This window comes from Paludibacterium sp., assembly GCF_019232825.1.
Lineage (GTDB): Bacteria > Pseudomonadota > Gammaproteobacteria > Burkholderiales > Chromobacteriaceae > Paludibacterium.
The window spans coordinates 22355-39161 of the sequence record NZ_JAFAND010000080.1 but is presented as its reverse complement, the minus strand read 5'-3'; the positions used below and the strand labels follow the sequence as shown (position 1 = coordinate 39161).

The window sequence follows — 16807 nt, the reverse complement described above, 5'->3', positions numbered from 1 at the left end:
ATGGATTCTGACGTGCCCGAGGGTATTCTGATCCCGATTTCGGCAAATTCATAGCCCCTGATGATGGGTGGGGGGCGGGTTCGCAACCATGACTTCTTCCGTGATGAAAATCTTCTGGCGGGACGTGATATCGCTCGCCGTCATCGGCCTCGGCCTGCTGCTGGCGGCGGGGACGGCCGCCTATTGGCAGGCCTGGCTGCTGCTGGCGGTCCTGTTCTTCTCCGGCCTGCCGTACGTGTGGCTGATCGGCCAAGATCCGTTGCTGCGCGAAAGCCGCTTGAAGGGCGGGCCGAGAGCGGAGTCGCGGCCGATCCAAAAGGTGATCGCCGCCTTGTTGTTCGCAGCGGTATTCGCCGGCTATCTGGTGCCCGCGCTGGACCGTCGCTTCGGCTGGTCGGCCGTGCCCGTCTGGCTGTGCCTGGTGGGCGAGGCGCTGGTGTTGGCGTGCATGGGGCTGACCTATCGGGTGTTCCAGGTCAATGCGTTCGGCTCTGCCACCGTGCAAGTGGTCGATGGCCAGCGGGTCATCGATACCGGTCCCTACGCCGTCGTGCGCCACCCGATGTATGCCGGCGCGGCGATCTATACCGTGGGCCTGCCGCTGGCGCTGGGGTCTTGGTGGGGGCTTCTTCCCGCCGCCGTGGCGATTCTGGCGTTCGCTTGGCGTCTGGCCGACGAAGAAGCGCTACTGGCGGCGCAATTGCCCGGCTATGCCGCTTACCGCGCCCGTGTGCGTTGGCGCCTGTTCCCGGGCGTGTATTGACCGAGCCCGACGGCGTTAGGAAAACGGTTTTGTCACGGCCAACAGCGCGATGAGCGCCGTGGCGATGACGAGTCCTTGCGGTATGGCGGTCAACCAGCCGGCTGTCGCGAGTCCGGCCTGCGCCGAACGCCTGATCCGCGCCGACAGCCAGCCATGCAGCGCCGACAGGCCGATCACCAGGATGAGTTTGACCGACAGCCAGAGCGCGCCGAACCAATGACCTTGTGTGGCGATGCTCAGTCCCGTGAGCCATACCAGCGCCAATGCCGGCGAGGTCGCATAGCGGTCCCATGCCCGTAGTTTCTGCGCCAGCGCCCAGTTGCGCGTCGCCCCCGCCATCGCCAGCAGCAGTAAGCCGCTGACGAACACCAATACCGCCGCGACGTGCACGCCTTTGAGCAACAGGTAGCTCATGACGCCGCGCCTCGACGTGCCAGCCCGCGTAAGTTTTGCAAATCGCCGCTATGTTCATCCATGAGGATTCTCCGTTGACAGTCGCGGCCATTATTCCGCTTTGGCCTGGCGCGCGTCGATTGGCTAAAATGACAACATTCGACGGTTTTTGGCCAATTCATCATGCACAAGATCGCAGTGCTGGTTTTACATGATTTCGTTCCTTCCGACGTGGCGACACCCTGCGACGTATTTGCTCGCGCCCGGTCAAGCGATGGCGTGCCGCTTTACCAAGTGCGCGTCTGCGGCGAGGCGCGGCGCGTGCGCCATCGATTGTTCGGCCTCACGGCGCCATACGGTCTGGAGGGCGCGCGGGATGCCGACACCCTGATCGTCGCCGGCATCGAAAACCCCGGCGCGGCCGTCTCCCCCCGGGTGATCGCGGTGTTGCGGGCGGCGGCGCGGCACGGCTGCCGCATTGCCTCCATTTGCACCGGCGCCTTCGTGCTCGCCGAGGCGGGGTTGCTGGATGGCTTGACCGCAACCACGCACTGGCGCGGCACCGATGAATTGGCGCGGCGCTATCCCGCGGTGACGGTCGATCCGAATGTGCTGTTTGTCGACAATGGACAAATCCTGACGTCCGCCGGCGCTTCCGCCGGGCTCGACCTGTGTCTGTACATGTTGCGGCAGGACCATGGCGCGGCACTGGCCACGCTGGCGGCCAAGCTGGCGGTGGTGCCGCTGGTGCGCGAAGGCGGGCAGGCGCAGTACATCGCCAACGACGCGCTGATCGGCGCCGGCGTTTTGTCGCCATTGATGGATTGGGCCCAGCGGCATTTGGCCGAGCCGATCACGCTGGACCAGCTGGCCCGGCGGGCGCTGACGAGCCCCAGAACATTGACGCGGCGCTTTGTCGAGCAGACGGGCATGCCGCCGCTGCAGTGGCTGGGGGTGATGCGCGTTAGGCGGGCGCAGCAGTTGCTGGAGACGACCGCGCTGTCGGTCGAGGAGGTCGCCACCGAAGTGGGCTTCGGCTCGGCCTCCGCGTTCCGCGAAAAATTCCGCCGCATCGCCGGTCTATCGCCACGACGCTACCGGGCGGCCTTCGATAAAGGGTGATGTCGCATTGCATGGTGGGGTTGAATTATTTTGGTTATGATTCTATTTTGATATCCGAAATAACCAATCAAGGAATGCAAGATGAGCGCGCAGCGGCAGGTAGTGGCGGATCATCTCGTCGTGAAGGCGATGGCGGGGAGCGTCGAAACCGTGCGTGGCCAGTTACAGCAACTCGCCACACACCCCGACCAGGTCGTGGTGTTGACGATGGAGCATGCACGGCCTCGCGATTCGCAAGCTTTGGCCGAAACCTTGTTGAACCTGACGCCAGTCATTTCGGAAATTCAGCAAGCGCATCAGTCGCAGCAAATTGAAGCGGTGATCAGGGCGCTGGTGAAACCGGTGCCGACGCCAACCCATATGCTGACGCAGGCGCGGATGCGTGCCAGCGCCATCAATGCGACGTTTGCCGATGGCGATTGGCTCACCGCGTCGGAGCTGTCGCAAGTGGCTGGTTTCAGTATGAAAAACCCCAGCGCGCAGCCTAACAAATGGAAACGCGCGCGGCAGATCTTCGCCGTCAAGCATGAGGGAATCGACTATTTCCCCGGCTATGCCTTGGATGATGACAATGGCTATCGGCCGTTGCCGGTCATCCGTGACGTATTGGCGAAATTCGGCGAAACGAAGTCCGATTGGCTGCTGGCGTTCTGGTTTTCCTCCACCAATGGTTTTCTCGGCGGCCAGCGCCCCAAAGACCTGCTGAAATCCGCCCCTGAGAAGGTGATTGCCGCTGCCGAAGATGAAGCGATGGGAATCACGCATGGCTAAGCCGGCATGGCTGAAGGACCGGATCGCGCTACTCGCTTGGCCCAAAGACGCGCTTCTGCATCGGGTTCACCCCGATTGCTATGCCGCCGGCCAGTTCAACCCCGGCGTGCGCGGCAATGCCAGGTTCAGCCAGATCAAGCATGCCGACGGTCATCCCATTCCCACGCTCTACGCCGGAACAACACTCGATTGCGCCCTGATGGAAACAGTTTTCCACGATGTGCCGTTCGTGCCCGGACTGAAAACGGTGGATGAAAGCAAGCTGGCGCAGCTTGTGCATTCCCGGCTGATTGTGCGGCAGGCGCTCACATTGGTCGATTTACGCAATGTCGCATTACGGAAATTGGGTTTTCGGCGGACGGAGTTGATCGATACGGAAAAAGACCTGTATCCGCAGACGCGGGCTTTTGCCGAGCGAGTTCATGCCGAATGTCCGGATGCGCAGGGCTTGTGCTGGATGTCGCGGCAGGACGATAGTGCGCGCGCCGTGATGCTGTTTGGCGATCGGATTGCGGCGGGGGTGTTGATGCCGCATGGCCCCGGCCGAGGCTTGGGCGATGAGGCCAAAGCCGAGGTGGTCGATCTGGCGGAGCGTATTGGGGTGTGCCTGGTTTAGAATCTCTGACAAAAGCACCGGCCAGGCATCCGCCCGAGTTTTGTAGCGTGCATTCGCCGCAGGCAATGCACGTCTTGCGTGAGTCCTCAGGCCGTGCGTTGCTTCGCGAACGCACGCTACCCAACCACGGAATGTGTTCTGTTAGAGGTTCTTAGTCGACGATGAACAGCGTCGCGCCGGTATCGGTTTGAGATTGGTGCGCTTCGGCATTGTCGCCGACCTGGTAGCTCATCCCCGGTGTCAGGACGAACGTCCGGCCGTCTTGGAGGGTGGTTTTCAGCTCGCCTTGCAGGCAAAACAGGATGTGACCTTTTTCGCACCAATGGTCCGCCAGATAACCTGGCGTGTATTCCACCATGCGCACGCGGATGCGGTTCTCCCCCTTGCCGAAAAAGCGCGTGCGCCAGTAGGCGCAGCCGGTGGCGCCTTTGTGCTCGGTGCGCTCGACGGTGTTCCAGTCGATCGTGACAAACGGAAAAGCATCCATCTTCATTGCGGCGTTCCTCTTGGAGACGTGGCGCCCATTGCGCACTCATGCATTATTGACGGATTTTTCGCAAAAATCCGTCATCCGACTTACGGACAGCCCGTTGAGTGCGGTGAAGATCACGCCACTTTCATGGCATTTCTGATTTAATTATTCGCCATGATATTCGCCAAAAGTTACATAAACTCATTTATTTCAGCGTGTTAACGTGAGTTTTTTTGCGTATAATACTCGCCATAAGATTCGCCAATGAAGGCGTTACGGAGGCTGGTATGCCTTACCATTTCACCCATCCAACACAAATGACTCCGTTGATGCCTGGCGATAGGGCCATACAGCCCTTGCTCGAGATGACAGCCGAGCTGATGCGCCATGCCTACGAGTTGCCCAATGGGGCGCTGCCAAGCGTGTGCCGCTTGCTCCAAGAGTCGCTGCGGCAGATGAACTCGTTTTATACCAACAAGATTGAAGGCCAGCATACGTCGCCTTTGCTGATCCAGGACGCTTTGGCGGCCAGGTACGATGATCGGCCGGACGAAGCGAGAAAGCAGCGGGTGGCCGTTGCGCACATCGAGACGGAGCAGTGGGGAGAGGCCCTATGTCAGCACTTTGACGGATCTCGGTTGTTCTCGTCAGAGTTCGTTCGTTCGATTCATCACCACTTGTATAGCCAGTTGCCTGCCGAGGATCGTATCCAGGCTGGGCATGCCGGAGAGTCAATGGCTCCGGTTGATATCGTCCCTGGTGAATTTCGCCGGCAAGGGGTGAAAGTCGGCACGCATATTCCGCCGGATCCCGCTGAGATCGAGGCTTTCATGGCATTTTGGCAGCGCGAATATGCTTCAAGGAGGGCCGGTGAATATGCGCTGATTGCCTTGTTTGCCGCTCATCATCGTCTGGCATGGATTCACCCGTTTATCGATGGCAACGGTAGAACGTGCCGGTTGCATACGCATCTGGGACTGCATGCCATGGGCCTGACCAAAGGGCTTTGGTCTCCCATGCGTGGTTTTGCCAGGACAACAGATCAATACTATGCCACCTTGAACCGCGCGGACGTGGAGCGGCAGGGCGATACTGACGGCCGTGGCATTCTCACCGAACGGGGCTTAGTCGACTTCATTCGGTATGGCCTCACGACCTGTTTGGATCAGGTGCAGTTCATGAAACAGACCCTGGCGCTTGACCAGTTCGCAAATAGGGTGCGAGTTATGTTGGCCGCCGAAGGGGCTGTAATTGGAGCACCTTCTTCCATGGAGAACGCAGTCACGCCATTGCTGCATCTCGCGGCATTTGAAGAGCTGAGCCGCGGACAATGCAAGGCGATGATGGGAATAGCGGATCGGTCGGCAGACCGGGTTTTGAAACAACTGCTGGATCTCGGCATCCTGACATCGCCGACAGCGCGTGGGCCTGTTTCGCTAGGTATTCCATTGCGTTTGTGGCGTTATCTTTTCCCCAGGCTATGGGTGGAAGCTGAAGCCTAATCATTGAATGCGGTGCTGCGAACCGTGATTCTTCTCGTCGAATTAGCCGCCAAAATATTCGCCGTGTCCACCGCTACATGATCCCCAACAGCTCCTTGATCTCCGGCAACAGCCGGCGGCTGATCGGAATGACGCGGCCGCGGCGGGTGACGAACTCGGCCAATCCGCTCTCCAGATATTGCAGCTTCTGCACCTGATCGACGTTGATCAAATACTGCCGGTGGCAGCGCAACAGCGGCGTGCGCTGCTGCAGCACGTTCAGGCGCAGCGCCGTCAGATGCTCGTTGCCCTGCAGATCGGAGACGAACACGCCGCTGGCGCGCGACTCGATGAACTCGACCTCGTCGAGCTTGAGAAAAATCACCGACTGCTGGCTGAAGCAGGGAATCTGGCGCAGGCGGTTGGCTTCGGGCAATACGCTGAAGTCGGGCCGGTACAGGCTGTGGCGCAGCCGTTCGAGCGTCATGCCGAGGCGGTCGGCGGTGACCGGTTTCAACAGGTAGTCGAAGGCGTTCTTCTCGAAGGCCTGGACGGCGTACTCGTCGTAGGCGGTCAGAAACACGATGTACGGCATGGTCGACGGATCGAGCATGCTCAGCATCTCGAGCCCGGTGATCTGCGGCATCTGGATATCCAAAAACACCACGTCCGGCTTGTCGACGTACACGCGGCTGAGGGCCTCGATGGCGTTGCCGCACTCGCCCACGATATGGATGTCCTGGGCGGGCTCCAAGGCGCGGCGCAGCGCCTGGCGGGCGTGGATTTCGTCGTCGACGATCAATGCGGTAATCATGTCAGCTCGTTGCCTCCATCGGAATGCGCACGGTCGCCTGGGTGGACACGTTGCGCTCGCATGCCATCGTTACGCCAAAAGCCTCGCCGTAACGGTTCTTGATGCGCCGGTCGACGATGTTCATGCCTAATCCGCCGCCCGGCGCGGCCGGGTCGTATAGACCGGCGTTGTCCGTCACTTGCAGACAGATGCCCTGCTCGTCCATGCGGGCGCGAATGTGGATATGCCCGGGGCGGATCATCTGCGAGGTGCCGTGCTTGATGGCGTTCTCGACCAGCGGTTGCAGGGTGAAGGCGGGCAGGCGCACGCGCAGCAGCCCCTCGGGAATATCGATCTCGACCGACAGCCGGTCGGCGAAGCGCGCGAGCTGGATGCCCAGGTAGGCTTGAATATGCTCGATTTCGTCCGCGAGCTGCACGTCCTCGGTCGGACGCTTGAGATTCTTGCGCAGGAACACCGACAAATCGGTCAACAGCGCGCGCGCCTTGGCGACGTCGTCGTGGGTGACGGCGATGATGGTGTTGAGCGCGTTGAACAGAAAGTGCGGGTTGACCTGCGCGTGCAGCAGCTTCAGCTCCGACTGCAGCAGCAGGCGTTTCTGCCGCTCGTAGCGGCCGTCCAGAATCTGGCTGGAGAGCAGTTTGGCGATGCCCTCGCCCAACGTGCGGTTGATGGTGGAGAAGATGCGGGTCTTCGGTTCGTACAGCTTGATGGTGCCGATCACCTGGCGGTCCTCGCCCACCAGCGGAATCACCAATGACGAGCCGAGCTTGCAGTGCGCGCTGATCGAGCATTGATACGGCACTTCGTTGCCGTCGGCGAAGATGACTTCGTTGCACTCGATGGCGTGCCGGGTTTGCGGCGAGGTGATCGGGGTGCCGGGCAGATGGTGGTCGTCGCCGATGCCGATGAAAGCCAGAATCTTGTCGCGATCGGTGATCGCCACCGCGCCGACGCCGGTCTGGTCGTAGATGATGCGCGCGACGCGCATGCTGTTTTCCTGATCGAAGCCGTCGCGCAGCACGCCGTCGACGTGGGCGGCGATCTCCAGCGCCTTGGCGGAAAAGGCGCTCGAATGTTGCTCGATGCTGTCGCGGCGGTCGAGCAGGATCTTGACGAACACCGCCGCCCCGGCGGCGTTGGCGATGAGTTCGGGCAGCGCGATCAGCGAAACGATGTAGAGCGCTTCGTTGAACGGCCGCGACAGCGCCAGGTCGATGCCGAGCTCGATCAGGATGGTGAAGCCGGTCAGTCCCCCGGCGAGCAGTGGGCTGAACAGCAGCCGGGTCTTGCCGTGCTTGATCAGATAGCGGTGGGTGACGCCGCCGGCCAGGCCTTGCATGACGATATCGAGCGCCGCCGCCAGGCCGAACGAGCCGCCGAGGAAATAGCGGTGGACGCCGCCGGTGATGCCGACCGCCAGACCGACCAATGGACCGCCGAGCAGGCCGCCGAGCACGGCGCCGATGGCCGGGGTGTTGGCGATGGCGTTGCCGCGCACCACCGGCAGGCCAAGCAGTGTGCCCATGATGCAAAACGCGGAAAAAATCACGTAGCAGGCAAGGCGGTGCGGCCAGCGGATGCTGGCGCGCGTCAACGGAATGAACAACCGCGTGCGGCTCAAGGCGTAAGCGACGGCCAGGTAAACGCACATCTGCTGCAAGAGCATCACCGACAGCGTGACAATCGAATGCAAAGCCAACGTGAATTCCCTTCAGATGGTGCGTTTGGCGCAATCGCGTAGGGTGCACTCGCCGCAGGCAGTGCACCGCTTCTTGTGACGACAGATCCTAGGGCGCCCAGCGGATGCACTCGGGTTCGATGGCCGCCGTGCTGACCGGCGCCGGCGCCGCCAGCTTCAATGCTAGTCCGCCGCACGAGGTCTCGCGGTACTTGGGGCTCATGTCCTTGCCGACTTCCAGCATGACCTCGATCACCTTGTCGAGCGGCACGATGGGCGCGCTGGTGCGGGATAGCGCCATCCGCGCCGCGTTGATCGCCTTGTTGGCGGCCATGGCGTTGCGTTCGATGCAAGGGATTTGCACCTGTCCGCCGACCGGGTCGCAAGTGAGGCCAAGATTATGCTCCATGGCAATTTCAGCAGCAATGCAAACCTGTTCGGGCGAGCCGCCCAGTAATTCGGCGAGGCCGGCGGCGGCCATCGAGCAGGCGACACCCACTTCGCCCTGGCAGCCGACCTCGGCGCCGGAGATCGACGCGTTGGTCTTGAACAGCGCGCCGATGGCGGCGGAGGCCAGGAAAAAGCGGATGCAATCGTCGCCGTCCAGCGGGCGGATGAATTGGTGGTAATAGGCGAGCACCGCGGGCACGATGCCGCAGGCGCCGTTGGTGGGCGCCGTCACCACCCGGCCGCCGGCGGCGTTTTCTTCCGCCACGGCCAGCGCGAACATGTTGACCCAGTCGACGATGTTCATCGGGTCGCGCGAGAGTTCCCCCGACGAGGCCAACCGGCGTTGCAGCGCGGCGGCGCGGCGCGGCACGCGGAATGGGCCGGGCAGCACGCCCTCGGTTTTCATGCCGCGTTCCATGCATTGACGCATGGTCTGCCAGATGTGGCCGAAATAGTCGCCGATCTCCTGGCGCGAATGCCACGCCTGTTCGTTTTCCAGCACCAGGCCGGACAACGACAAGCCGGTGTTTTGGCAGTGCGCCAGCAGCTCGGCCGCGCTGGCGTAGGGGTACGGCACGGCGCTCGCGCCGTCTTCCGACGCCGCGTTGTCGCCGTCCTCGATGACGAAGCCGCCGCCGATCGAGTAGTAATTCTTTTCCAATAGCAGCTGTCCGTCGGCGAAGGCCTTGATCGTCAGGCCGTTCTCGTGCCGGGGCAGGTTGGAGCGGTGGAAGGTCATGGCGGTATTGGCGAACTCGACCTCGGGGCCATCGTGTCCCAGTCGCAGGCGCTGGCTTTGCCGTACCTGCTGGATCAATGCCGGTATCGCCGCCACGTCGACGGTATCGGGCAACTCGCCCATCAGGCCGAGCAGCAGCGCGACGTCGGTCTTGTGGCCGAGGCCGGTCAACGCCAGCGAACCGAACACGTCGATCACCACCGACGTGGTTTTGGCCAGCAGGCCGCGCTCGCGCAGGCCGTCGACAAAACGGCGCGAGGCGTTCATCGGACCGAGGGTATGGGAGCTGGAGGGACCGATACCGACCTTATAGAGCTGGAATAGGCTGATCATGATGTGAACCCCTGGAAAGACGCGCTTCCCCAGCCGCGGGCCGGAGGAAGCGCGGTTCGGTCGTCAGTTGCCGAGCAGCGAATAGAAGATGGCCGACATCGCCACGGCGCCGATGAAGAGCACGAGCACGTTGCCCGGCTGGTTGGCGTACTTGCGCATCGCCGGCACCTTGCGGATGGCGTACATCGGCATGATGAACAGCATCGCGGCGATGATCGGGCCGCACAGCGATTCGATCATGCCCAGAATGCTCGGGTTGAGCGTGGCCACCACCCAGATGGTGACGAACATGAACGCCATGATGTAGCGGTTGATCGCCTTGGTGTTGCCTTGCTTGCCCTTGGCGTCGAGGTATTGCGTGATCAGGCCGTGCAGGCCTTCGCGCGCGCCGAGGTAGTGGCCGAGGAAGGACTTCGACATCGCCACCAGCGCCACGGCCGGCGCGAGCCAAGCCACCAGCGGGTTTTGGAACTTGTTGCCCAGATAGGACAGGATCGAGATGTTTTGGCTCTTGGCGAGCGCCAGGTCGGCCGGCGACAGCGCGAACACGCAGCTGAAGACGAAGAACATCACCACGGCGACCATCATCATCACCGCGTACTTCTCGATCTGCTCGGCCTTGCGCACGGCGTGGGCGCCATAGCGCTGCTGCTGCGCCACGGCGAAGCGGGAAATGACCGGCGAGTGGTTGAAGGAGAACACCAGTACCGGAATGCTCAGCCACAGCGTGACGCTGAACTTGCCGGCGGACGGCACGCCGTGCAGCACGGCGCTGTTCCAATCCGGCGCGAGGAAGAGGCCGAGACCGATGAGCACGAAAATGAACGGGTAGACCAGCCAGGCCATCACGCGCACCACCATCTGCTCGCTGGAGGCGACCACGCCGATCAGCGCGGCGGTGAGCACGAACGCCAGCGGCGCGCGCGGCAGCGCGGCCATGCCCATCTGATGGGTGACGAGGCTTTCGACCGTGTTGGTCAGGCCGACGCCGTAGAGCAGCAGAATCGGCAGAATGGTGAAGAAATACAGCAGGGTGATCAGCTTGCCGGCGGTTTCGCCGAAATGCTCGCCCACCACCTCGGTGATGTCGCTGCCGGGCTTGGCCGAGGACAGGATGAAGCGGAACAGGCCGCGGTGGGCCAAATAGGTCATGGGGAACGCCAGAACGGCCATGACCAGCAGCGGCCAAATGCCGCCGAGACCGGCGTTGATCGGCAGAAACAAGGTGCCGGCGCCGATGGCGGTGGCGAACAGGCCGAGCACCCATGTGCGGTCGTGGGCGCTCCAGGCGGTGGCGGCGGCGGGCTGGACGAGCCCGGCGTCGAGTGTTTTGCTGGTTGAAGTCATTATTTACTACCTCCCTGAGTGAGCAGTGAGCGCCTCGTAGAGACGTTTGCTGCGGCGGAGTGTAGTAAGGTTTCAAGTGGGAAAATCGGAAATGTTCGGAACGGCAGCATAGCCACCCGAACGGTCGATTTGACGTGCGAGCGGCGTGGCTGTACAGGGGTTTTCTGAAAAACTGACAGGGAGTTAGCGCTGCATTTGGGTAAGAACGCGCCGCGGCCGTTTGCCTGTCGGCAAGCGTCGCGGCGCAGCCGGATCAGTAGGTGCTCATCAGCACCGAGAAAGCGCTGACTTCATAGGCGTAGACCCTGGCGCCGAAGCCTTGGCCATTGCCGCCGTTTTGCGCCGGCACCGAGGCGTTGGACACGGTGAACTGCAGTTTCAGCCCCAGAGTATTGGCGTTGATGACCACGGGGTTGGCGAAGGTTTCGACGGCAATGACCCGGGTGATGTTGTCGGGGAAATCCGCCGCTGTGGCAAAGCTGTTGTTGTTGGTGGCGAGCGTGGCCTGCATCGTGCCGCCCGCGACGGCCGCCACGCCCGTCTGTCCGTGGAAATCGCTGCTGAGGCCGGTGGACGACGGATCGCACGAACAGCCATTGCTGAAACTGTCGAGCTTGTTGACCGTCGGCTGCGGGTTCGGCGCGCTGCCGCAGGCGACCAGCGCGGGGGACGGGGAGACCTCCTTCACCACGCCCGAGACGGTCCAGCACCAATTGCCGGTGCCGCCGGCCGAACCGACCATCGGCTGCGAATAGTGGACGCTGTTGGTGACCGCGATACTGTTGCTGGCCACCAATAGCGCGTAGCCGTACGTCCCCTGCGGCGGTATCGCCTGGTCGGACAGCACCACCGAGGCGCCGGCGCTCAGATCGGCCGATGTGCCGGCGCTATTGATCAGCATCGTGCAGGAGCGGGTATCCAACGAGCCGCCGCTGGTCGGATTTTGGGTACAGAGCCCGAGCTGGTAAATCAGCACGTCGAACGCTTGCGGCGTGGTGGCGCACTGGGCGGTGTTGATGACGGCGCCCGTGCCGTCATAGGTGCAGGCGGGCGTGTTGCTGGCCAGCGCCACGGCAGGCGCCAGCAGCAGGCCCATGACAATAAGGAAGCGGTTAACGAGATGCATGGTGCGTGTCTTTCCCCAAGAGCTTGAATCGAAGGAATCAGTTGCCGACCGCCGAAACGGTGAAGCCTTTGCCGGCCTGTTTCTGGATCAGGTTTTCCCGCCGGACCTTGTCGTACAGGTGCGAACGCATCGACGTCAGCTGCCAGGCGGTGTCGGAGAAGAACGGCTCATCCGCCGTCGGCGCTTGGCACAGCTTGATCAGATCGAGGTTCATGCTGACGAAATTGGCATCGTCGGCGCCCGACGTGTAATGGGTGCGGCCCACTTCCATCGTCAGCCAGCGGGTGAACTCGCCCTTCAGGCTCCAGGTATAGCCTTTGACATCGGCGATGCCGTCGTAGGCGTTCCATTGGAATTGCTTGGCGTACACGCGCATCTTGGGCATATAGGGCAACGCGAGCCCCACCTCGGCGTCCTCGCCGCCCATCGCGCGCTCGGCAATGCCGTCGCTGTTGATTTTCCAACCCGAAATCGCCTGGTACCAGTTGGCGTTGAGTTCCGCCACCGAGGTCCGCAGCTCGCCACCCAAGCTCGCGCGTTGGTGGTTATAGGGAAATTCCTGGTCGTAAAACAGGTTGACGCCCGCCAGCACGCGCTCGTTGGCCAGCAATTGCCGATCGCCGATGCCAAGATTCACCGTGGTGCGCCCGTCGGTACGGAAAAGGCTTACCTGGCTGAACGGCGCGTTGCCGCTTGGGCTGACCTCGCCCAGCGGAATGACGCCCAGCGCGCCGAACAGCGGCTTGCCGTCCTGGGTGAAAGCGGTATTGAGTTCGAACGTGGGTAGATACGCTCGGATATGGTCGATCACCGTTTGCTGCATCGCCGAGACGCCCAGGTTGGTCACCTGGTTGAGCGCTCCCTGGGCGCCCGACTGGGAGGACGCCAGGTTTTGCACGAAGCCGGCCGCGTCGCGGCTGAAGGAGTTTGTGTTATCGCCCGCCGGTTGCGGGCCGGAAGGATCCGGTAAGCTGTCGGCCCACGCCCCGCCAGCCATGCCAAAGGAAAGCAGTATCAAGACTGTCTTTTTCATGGTGTGCCTATTTTTTGAGTGTGGTTATATATCGGCTGCCCATGGCGAAGTTTAGTGCGGGGAAAAGGAATTTTTAGGTGGCCTTTCGGGCCGGTTAGCGGTAATGGGTGGCCACGTGTCCCATGCTGCGGTCGAGCCAGCCGACGAAGTTGCCGTGCTCGATATCGATGACGTCGACCACTGATTGGTCGAAGCCGGGACCGCGCAGTTCGGCGAGCACGGCTTCGAAGGTGCCGGCTTGGCGGTAATTGCGTTTGGACAGCATGGCGTGGGCCACGTCGACCACCGCCAAGATGCGGGCGCTCGGGTGGATGGCGTCGCCCTTGAGCCCCGCCGGATAGCCGCTGCCGTCCATGCGTTCATGGTGCTGGCCGACGATGATCGGCAGGTCGGGCCACATGATGCCGAGCGGGCGCAGAATGCGCACCGAGGCCTGCACGTGCCCCTGCACCAGCTTATATTCCTGCTCGGTCAGCCGGCGCGGGGCGAGCAGGATGCCGGGGGGAATGGCCAGCTTGCCGATGTCGTGCAAGCTGCCGGCCAGATACAGCGACAGCGCCTGTTCGCGGGTGAATCCCATGCGGCGCGACAGCAAATAGCACAAGCTGGCCACGCCTTGGTGATGATACGAGGTGCCGACCTCGGCCTCTTCTACCGTCTTGCATAGCGATTTCACCACCTGACGCAGCAAGAGCCGGCTTTGCCCTTGCGGCAACGCGGAGGCATCGAGCGAGATTGAGGCCATAGACGGCGGCTCCTGGTTGCGGCCATGAAATATGAATGAGGATTATTCTCTTTTATAGATTACCCAAGTGGTTTATGAGATCAACTGTTCTTGCCACGCCGCTTCCTCGCCCGCCAACAGCACGATCAGCTCGCCGAGCCAGGGGGCGAAGCGTTGCCAGCGGGCAATGGCGCTGGTGTAGAGCGGTTGGCGCACCTGGGTCATGCTGGCGGTTCTGACCTGGCGCGCGGCTTGATGAAAATCCAGACAGTCCGGATGCCAGGGCAGGCCGATGGCGTCGAGCATGCGCCGGATCTGCACCTCCGGGTCGCGCACCAGCCATTCGTAGCGCACGTCCAGGACGAAGCCTGGCAGCGCCTCGTGCCAGTGGCGCATCACCCGCTGGTAGGCGAGGAAGCGCCGCGCCAGCGCGCGCTCGGACGAGCTGTAGTCATGCCCGGTCTGGAAGGCCGTGGCGAAGCAGGAGAAGCAGGTGTCCAACGGCGAGCGCTGGCTGTGAATGATCTTGGCCTGCGGCAACATCAACCGTATCAGGCCGACGTGATAACAGTTCTCCGGCATTTTGTCGCAGATCACGTCGGCTTCCGGCGCCTGCTGCCACAGGCGGTCGAGATAGGCATCGCCCAGTTCCCTGAGCCGGGCCATGCCGTCGGGGTTGGGCTGGCCGTAGAGGATGCTGCTGGCTTCGGCGGTGAATTCGTTGATCAGATACTGCTCGCCCGCGCCGTGCACCTGCGGATGCGCCGACAGCATCTGCTCGATCAAGGTCGAGCCCGAGCGGGGCATGCCGACAATGAATACCGGCGTGCGTCGCGAAGAGACCGGCGCCGGCGATTGCCATGCCGCCAACTGCGGGGCCGAAAATACCTGGCAGATGGCGTCGACCATGCGTTCGTCGGCCACGCTGTCGTAGGGTTTGAGGCTCGCGCGCAGCTGATTGCCCTCGGCGTAGCAGGCGAAGGCGCCGGCGTAGTCCTTGGCGTGCTCGCGCGCCTTGCCGAGCGCGAGCATGAATTTGATCCGCTCGCTCAACGTCCATTGATCGCGTTCGGCGAGTAGCGCGTCGGCTTGGGCCAGTCGCGGATCGTCGGCGCGCAAGGGCAGCATCAACATGGCGCTGGCGAGAATATCGTGCTGCCGCGGCGCCAGCGTCAGCGCCTGGTCGACCAGCGCGCGCGCCTCCTCGCCGTTGCCGCCGCTCATCAGCGCGTCGGCCAGGTTCAGATAATTGCGGGCTTCGTCGGGCCGGAAAGAGATGGCCTGGCGCAGGCAGGCTTCGGCGAGCTTGGTCTGGCCGAGGTCGCCGAGCACGATGCCGAGATTGCACAGTGTCTCCGTATCCCGCGGTTGCACGTCCAGCGCTTGCTGCAACAGGGAGCGCGCCTCTTCCAGCCGTCCCAGCTGCCTAAGCCCGATGCTTAGCAGGTTGTAGCTGGCCACGTATTCGGGGTCGAGCGCGATGCTTTGCCGCAATGGCGCTTGGGCGGCCTCGGCCTGCCCCATGTCCAGCAAATGGGCGCCCAGGTCGAAGTAAAGCTGTGCGTAACGCGGCGAGACGGCCAGCGCATGCTGATACACCGCGACGGCTTCGGCCGCGCGCCCTTGCTGGCGCATCAGGAAGGAGAACTGCTTGCAGGCTTGCGGATCGCCCGGCCATTGCCGCAGGTTCTGCCGCAATTGGGCTTCGGCATCGGCCAGCCGGCCCTGCAGGTGCCAGATGCCCGCCAGGTTGTTGGCGATTTCCGACCGCTCGGGGCTCAGGGTCCGCGCATGTTGGTATTGCCGTTCGGCGCCGGCCAAGTCGCCGCGGTCGCGTAAGACGCAACCGAGGTTATTGTGGCTGATCGCTTGCCCGGGGTCCAAGGCGATGGCGGTTTGCAGCAAGGCTTGCGCCTCGTCGAAACGCTGTTGCGGCCGCAGCAGATTGGCCAGCTGGTTCAGCGCCTCGATCGACTGTGGCGCAAGTTGCAGCGCTTGGCGGAAACAGGACTCCGCCTCGGCCGCCCGGCGCATTTCCAGCAGCGCCTGACCCAGATTCAAGTGGATCAGCATCGCGCCGGGCGCGAGCGCGCGGGCCTGTTCCAGGCATTGCAGCGATTCCGAGAGCCGCCTGTGCACCCGCAAGAGGTTGCCCAGATTGTTCCAAACCTCCGGGTCGCGCGGCTGCAGCCGCAGCGCCTGCTGCATGACAGCCTGGGCGCAATGCGGCATGACCATGCGCGAAAACGCCGCGCCGAGGAGTTTCCATAGAAAGGCGTCTTGCGGGTAAGTCGCAATGAGCGTCAATGCCTGTTCCGCCAGGGCGGCCGACTCGCCCTGCTGGAAATGCCGCGCCAGCGCTTCGCTGACCTCAGCCGGCGCCGATTTGACCGCCGTGTTGCCCCGGCGCGGGGAGGTCGCGGCGTCGTCCGGAAGCTGTAGACGGCCATTGGCGCGGAAATGCCGCAACAGCGCGGCGCCGACGCCGATCTGGCGGCCTTCGGATTCCAACGCCGTTTGCGCGCCCGTCATGTCGTCCTGCTGGGCGCGCGCCTCCAGCCATGCGAGCTTGATCACTTGCCGCGATATCGCCGGCGCGTTGCGGCACAGCGGCGCGAGCAACTCGGCGGCGAGCGCCGGCTGGCGCTGCCCGAGCGCCTGCAGGGCGCGCAGAAAGCGTGCCTGCGGAGCGTCTGGGTCTTGCAAGATGGTTGGGTGAGCCGGTGCTTGTGCCGTCATCGATTCTTCCTGATGCTGATTCGCCCTGCCGGAAGAAGGGGCGAAATGTCCGACAGGATTGTCGATGTAAAGCGTGTAAAGCTGTGCGCAGTAATGTTGGCCAGATGTGATATTTGGCGAATAAATATTGCACGTTTCTTCCTTGGAGAAAGAAGCGCTGGCGCCGCCGCCATCCCCCCCGGCACAATGCAGCCATGATCCGG

General features: G+C 62.8%; 15 protein-coding genes. 5 read left to right on the top strand and 10 right to left on the bottom strand.

Annotated elements, in window-relative coordinates; all coding sequences use genetic code 11:
* Positions 1-88 precede the first annotated feature (88 nt).
* The gene (locus JOZ06_RS10170; protein ID WP_293232042.1) at positions 89-763 is read left to right on the top strand and encodes an isoprenylcysteine carboxylmethyltransferase family protein; all 675 of its coding nucleotides are present in this window, start codon (positions 89-91) and stop codon (positions 761-763) included.
* A gap of 15 nt (positions 764-778) precedes the next feature.
* On the opposite strand, the gene JOZ06_RS10165 is transcribed toward JOZ06_RS10170, so the two are convergent.
* Positions 779-1177 carry a CopD family protein gene (locus tag JOZ06_RS10165; protein WP_293232040.1) on the bottom strand — a complete coding sequence of 133 codons (399 nt, stop codon included), beginning with the start codon at positions 1175-1177 and terminating at the stop codon, positions 779-781.
* 162 nt (positions 1178-1339) lie between these two features.
* Between JOZ06_RS10165 and JOZ06_RS10160 the strand changes: the two genes are divergently transcribed.
* The 3 genes from JOZ06_RS10160 to JOZ06_RS10150 all read left to right on the top strand — a co-directional run bounded on the left by JOZ06_RS10160 (position 1340) and on the right by JOZ06_RS10150 (position 3665).
* Complete coding sequence (locus tag JOZ06_RS10160) at positions 1340-2278, top strand: helix-turn-helix domain-containing protein (protein WP_293232039.1); 939 nt, start codon at positions 1340-1342, stop codon at positions 2276-2278.
* Positions 2279-2359: 81 nt separating this feature from the next.
* Positions 2360-3049, top strand: coding sequence for a hypothetical protein (locus tag JOZ06_RS10155; RefSeq protein WP_293232037.1), 690 nt, complete (start codon positions 2360-2362; stop codon positions 3047-3049).
* A complete protein-coding gene (locus JOZ06_RS10150; RefSeq protein ID WP_293232035.1) occupies positions 3042-3665 on the top strand; it encodes an RES family NAD+ phosphorylase in 624 nt (207 codons plus the stop codon). Before JOZ06_RS10155 ends, JOZ06_RS10150 begins: the two co-directional genes overlap by 8 nt.
* A 151-nt stretch (positions 3666-3816) precedes the next feature.
* Here JOZ06_RS10150 and JOZ06_RS10145 read toward each other — a convergent pair whose 3' ends face one another.
* Positions 3817-4158, bottom strand: coding sequence for a DHCW motif cupin fold protein (locus JOZ06_RS10145; RefSeq protein WP_293232033.1), 342 nt, complete (start codon positions 4156-4158; stop codon positions 3817-3819).
* A gap of 266 nt (positions 4159-4424) precedes the next feature.
* On the opposite strand from JOZ06_RS10145, the gene JOZ06_RS10140 reads away from it, so the two are divergent.
* On the top strand, positions 4425-5639 hold the full coding sequence (locus JOZ06_RS10140) for a Fic family protein (RefSeq protein ID WP_293232031.1): 1215 nt from the start codon (positions 4425-4427) through the stop codon (positions 5637-5639).
* A gap of 73 nt (positions 5640-5712) precedes the next feature.
* Here the strand turns inward: JOZ06_RS10140 and btsR are convergent, their stop codons facing one another.
* From btsR to JOZ06_RS10100, 8 genes are all read right to left on the bottom strand, one after another.
* Entirely contained in the window at positions 5713-6432 is a 720-nt protein-coding gene (btsR, locus tag JOZ06_RS10135) for a two-component system response regulator BtsR (protein ID WP_293232029.1), read from the bottom strand.
* A 1-nt stretch (position 6433) separates the two neighbouring features.
* Positions 6434-8134: a sensor histidine kinase gene (locus tag JOZ06_RS10130; protein WP_293232027.1), complete on the bottom strand. Its 1701-nt coding sequence runs from the start codon at positions 8132-8134 to the stop codon at positions 6434-6436.
* Between the two features lie 88 nt (positions 8135-8222).
* Positions 8223-9635 (bottom strand): L-serine ammonia-lyase, encoded by a 1413-nt coding sequence (locus tag JOZ06_RS10125; RefSeq protein ID WP_293232025.1) that lies wholly within the window; start codon positions 9633-9635, stop codon positions 8223-8225.
* Between the two features lie 63 nt (positions 9636-9698).
* Positions 9699-10982: a hypothetical protein gene (locus JOZ06_RS10120; protein WP_293232023.1), complete on the bottom strand. Its 1284-nt coding sequence runs from the start codon at positions 10980-10982 to the stop codon at positions 9699-9701.
* Between the two features lie 253 nt (positions 10983-11235).
* On the bottom strand, positions 11236-12108 hold the full coding sequence (locus tag JOZ06_RS10115; protein WP_293232021.1) for a hypothetical protein: 873 nt from the start codon (positions 12106-12108) through the stop codon (positions 11236-11238).
* Positions 12109-12145: 37 nt separating this feature from the next.
* A complete protein-coding gene (locus tag JOZ06_RS10110) occupies positions 12146-13141 on the bottom strand; it encodes an inverse autotransporter beta domain-containing protein (protein ID WP_293232019.1) in 996 nt (331 codons plus the stop codon).
* 94 nt (positions 13142-13235) lie between these two features.
* Positions 13236-13886, bottom strand: a complete 651-nt coding sequence (locus JOZ06_RS10105) for an HD domain-containing phosphohydrolase (RefSeq protein WP_293232017.1) — start codon at positions 13884-13886, stop codon at positions 13236-13238.
* Between the two features lie 72 nt (positions 13887-13958).
* A complete protein-coding gene (locus JOZ06_RS10100; RefSeq protein ID WP_293232015.1) occupies positions 13959-16604 on the bottom strand; it encodes a sulfotransferase in 2646 nt (881 codons plus the stop codon).
* Positions 16605-16807: the final 203 nt, after the last annotated feature.

Bases quoted from the DNA above. Each gene is read 5' to 3' on its own strand.
- JOZ06_RS10170 (WP_293232042.1), top strand. From the start codon at position 89: ATGACTTCTTCCGTGATGAAAATCTTCTGGCGGGACGTGATATCGCTC.
- JOZ06_RS10165 (WP_293232040.1), bottom strand. From the start codon at position 1,177: ATGAGCTACCTGTTGCTCAAAGGCGTGCACGTCGCGGCGGTATTGGTG.
- JOZ06_RS10160 (WP_293232039.1), top strand. From the start codon at position 1,340: ATGCACAAGATCGCAGTGCTGGTTTTACATGATTTCGTTCCTTCCGAC.
- JOZ06_RS10155 (WP_293232037.1), top strand. From the start codon at position 2,360: ATGAGCGCGCAGCGGCAGGTAGTGGCGGATCATCTCGTCGTGAAGGCG.
- JOZ06_RS10150 (WP_293232035.1), top strand. From the start codon at position 3,042: ATGGCTAAGCCGGCATGGCTGAAGGACCGGATCGCGCTACTCGCTTGG.
- JOZ06_RS10145 (WP_293232033.1), bottom strand. From the start codon at position 4,158: ATGAAGATGGATGCTTTTCCGTTTGTCACGATCGACTGGAACACCGTC.
- JOZ06_RS10140 (WP_293232031.1), top strand. From the start codon at position 4,425: ATGCCTTACCATTTCACCCATCCAACACAAATGACTCCGTTGATGCCT.
- btsR (WP_293232029.1), bottom strand. From the start codon at position 6,432: ATGATTACCGCATTGATCGTCGACGACGAAATCCACGCCCGCCAGGCG.
- JOZ06_RS10125 (WP_293232025.1), bottom strand. From the start codon at position 9,635: ATGATCAGCCTATTCCAGCTCTATAAGGTCGGTATCGGTCCCTCCAGC.
- JOZ06_RS10120 (WP_293232023.1), bottom strand. From the start codon at position 10,982: ATGACTTCAACCAGCAAAACACTCGACGCCGGGCTCGTCCAGCCCGCC.
- JOZ06_RS10115 (WP_293232021.1), bottom strand. From the start codon at position 12,108: ATGCATCTCGTTAACCGCTTCCTTATTGTCATGGGCCTGCTGCTGGCG.
- JOZ06_RS10110 (WP_293232019.1), bottom strand. From the start codon at position 13,141: ATGAAAAAGACAGTCTTGATACTGCTTTCCTTTGGCATGGCTGGCGGG.
- JOZ06_RS10105 (WP_293232017.1), bottom strand. From the start codon at position 13,886: ATGGCCTCAATCTCGCTCGATGCCTCCGCGTTGCCGCAAGGGCAAAGC.
- JOZ06_RS10100 (WP_293232015.1), bottom strand. From the start codon at position 16,604: ATGACGGCACAAGCACCGGCTCACCCAACCATCTTGCAAGACCCAGAC.